The 2,544-nt window shown below is 66.0% G+C and carries 2 protein-coding genes and 1 tRNA gene; 2 read left to right on the top strand and 1 reads right to left on the bottom strand.

What is annotated here, in order from left to right; all coding sequences use genetic code 11:
* The coding region (locus AC08OX_RS16935; protein ID WP_476608704.1) for a site-specific integrase at positions 1–1,134 on the top strand (1,134 nt) is incomplete at its 5' end.
* Between the two features lie 181 nt (positions 1,135–1,315).
* Here AC08OX_RS16935 and AC08OX_RS16930 read toward each other — a convergent pair.
* Positions 1,316–1,392 (bottom strand) — tRNA-Ile (locus tag AC08OX_RS16930).
* Positions 1,393–1,769: 377 nt separating this feature from the next.
* Between AC08OX_RS16930 and AC08OX_RS16925 the strand changes: the two genes are divergently transcribed.
* Complete coding sequence (locus AC08OX_RS16925) at positions 1,770–2,132, top strand: hypothetical protein (protein ID WP_476608703.1); 363 nt, start codon at positions 1,770–1,772, stop codon at positions 2,130–2,132.
* Positions 2,133–2,544: the final 412 nt, after the last annotated feature.

Raw genomic sequence — 2,544 nt, 5'->3', positions numbered from 1 at the left:
TACGCCGCCATGCAGCTCATCGGCCGAGATCTACAGGGAAAGAAACCCTCACCGCTGCTCGTCCGGCTCCTCGAAGTCCGTCAGGACGACCCGCGGCACCGTCGCCGACTGAGCGCATCCCGAATTCAGCGCGTACATGCCACCCTAATGAGCGCGCTCAACAGCGCCGTGAAACGCAAGAAACTGGGCCATAACCCGGCTGAACACGTCGAGCTTCCCAGAGCTCGCAAGGTCAGGCCGCTCGTGTGGACCGCGCCGCGGATCGCCGCTTGGCAGCGCAAAGGCACCCGGCCCTCCCCGGTCATGGTCTGGACCCCTCAGCAGGCCGGCGCCTTCCTCGACTTCACCGCCGCCGACCGGCTCTACCCGCTGTGGCATCTCATCGCCCACCGCGCCCTGCGCCGCGGCGAAGCCGTCGCGCTCGGCTGGACCGAAGTCGACTTCGACGACGACAGCATCTACATCCTCGACAATCTACCCGGATCCGGGCCAGACGCCGAGGACGACATCGACCTCTACGAAGACCCGAAGAGCGAAAACGGTACCCGCACCATCAGCCTAGATCCGACGACCAGACAGGTTCTGGAGTCCTGGCAGACCCACCAGGACGGTGAACGCGCCGCTTACGGGAAGGCCTGGACCGACAGTGGCCGGGTGTTCACCCATCCTGACGGCACTCCGCTCAACGCGGACGGAATCTCCCAGCGCTTCGAACGGCTCGTAATACGCTTCGCCACCATTCGCACCGAACACGCCGAACACGCCGAACACCACTGGAGCGTCCATCGCCTCGCCGACCGGCACCGCATGCCCCCCGAAGCCATCAAAATCGCTCTCGACTTCGGCCCGCTGCCCCCGATCCGACTCCACGACCTGCGCCACACCGCCGCCAGCCTCACCTACCTGGCCACCAAGGACTTCAAGGTCGTCTCCGAGCTTCTCGGACACGCCTCCATCCACTTCACCGGCGACGTCTACACCTCGATCTTCGCCGACGCGGACCGCGCCGCCGCCAAAGCCGCCGCCGCCGTCGTTCCCCGCCGACTTCCACCCGGACCGCGGCCACCCACCACGCAACCCGTCGTGCCGCCCGCTGACGGCCCCGAACCCGACGGCCTCGGCATCGAGCTGTAAGCGACCCCCACGCTAACGCCACGTCAAACAGGCACCACCACGACCTACCGTAGTCGCTCTCCGTAGCCGCCGGTCGAACGTCCAAGATTAGTTGCCGTCGCAACGGCATCACATCGGCATCACATCGACCAGATGTCGATCTCCGGTGCGATCAGGTCGCCACGAAAGCCCAGGTCAGACGTGGTGGGGCGGGTGGGGCTCGAACCCACGACCGACGGATTATGAGTCCGCTGCTCTAACCGGCTGAGCTACCGCCCCCCTGGATCGATCCCCCCAGCGTCTCACAGCGTGGAGGACGTCTCACAGCGTGGAAGGACATCGACGACGTACAGCCTAACGGCTACCGCCGGATGGCATGCGTCCGCTCGTCTGGCCGCGGAGAGGAGCCCAAGAACAAGACTCACCGGAAGTGGACGACCACGGAATGCCGAGGCGGCACGGATCGACGGCGGCACGGATCGACGGCATTCCGGCGCCGCCGCCGTCCCGGCGACATGCCCAGGTCAGCGCCTGTCCGGCGCCGCTTGACCGCTCGATCCGGACTTGTGATGCCGAGACGACATCCCCGGCTATGCTCACCGTGCTGATCCGCTCACGCGGCTTGTCCCGATCTGCCGCCTGCCGAAGAGCGATGAATGACCGCTGATCCCGAATCCGCCTGGCAGCGTTACACCGTCTCCGCCGAGCTTCTGTACCGCGACGACACGGCCGACGCCCTGCGCGGCTGGGACTTCGACGCCGCGTTCCTGCTCATGCGCAAATGGGACCATGTCAGCCAGGACCGCCTAGCCTCCTCCATCGAGGGGTTCAGCCAGTCCCGGATCAGCGGCCGGTCCGCACCCACTACGTCGTCGACAACAGCCGCCACACCCGGAGCAACCCCGCCGACCGGCTACCAGACCGTCGCCATCACCAACGGCTACACCCGCACCCTGCACACAGCAGGGCCCGACCACATCATCGACTCACTCACCGAACTCCTCGACCTCCTCGCCTGACAGCGAGGGCGCGGACCTCAGGCCACAACCCAGCCGGTCAACCCAGCCGACTGTACTGTAGATGGCACCGAGGACACGAAGGCCGCTCCGGCAGGGACCGCCGGGTGTCACTATTGGTGCCTTCACAAACGGCTCATACCTCATAGTGACTCTCGGAGAGTACGGCGAGCCGGGCACCGCCCATCACGAGTGGGACTTTCGAGTCGTGTCTCGTCAAGGTTCCCAGGTAAACACCAGGATGTTCGACTGCAGCGGTGGCGCAGTTGAACACGCGTGTTGTCGCCGGAGTCGGGTGTTCGCGCCGCACCGGCCCCGGCGTAAGCTTGAAAACCGCGGATTAGCCCCGGCCAAGCGGCAGGGCTGCGCGAAGGTCGCGTGGTGTGACGGCCCGTTGCGTTAAGTGGCTATGAAC

It is taken from the genome of Frankia sp. CoBUL1, assembly GCF_978021245.1.
Note: the sequence above shows the minus strand (reverse complement) of the source record. Positions and strands in the feature narration are given on the sequence as shown.

Coding starts and splice junctions, on each gene's coding strand:
- AC08OX_RS16925 (WP_476608703.1), top strand. CDS start 1,770: ATGACCGCTGATCCCGAATCCGCCTGGCAGCGTTACACCGTCTCCGCC.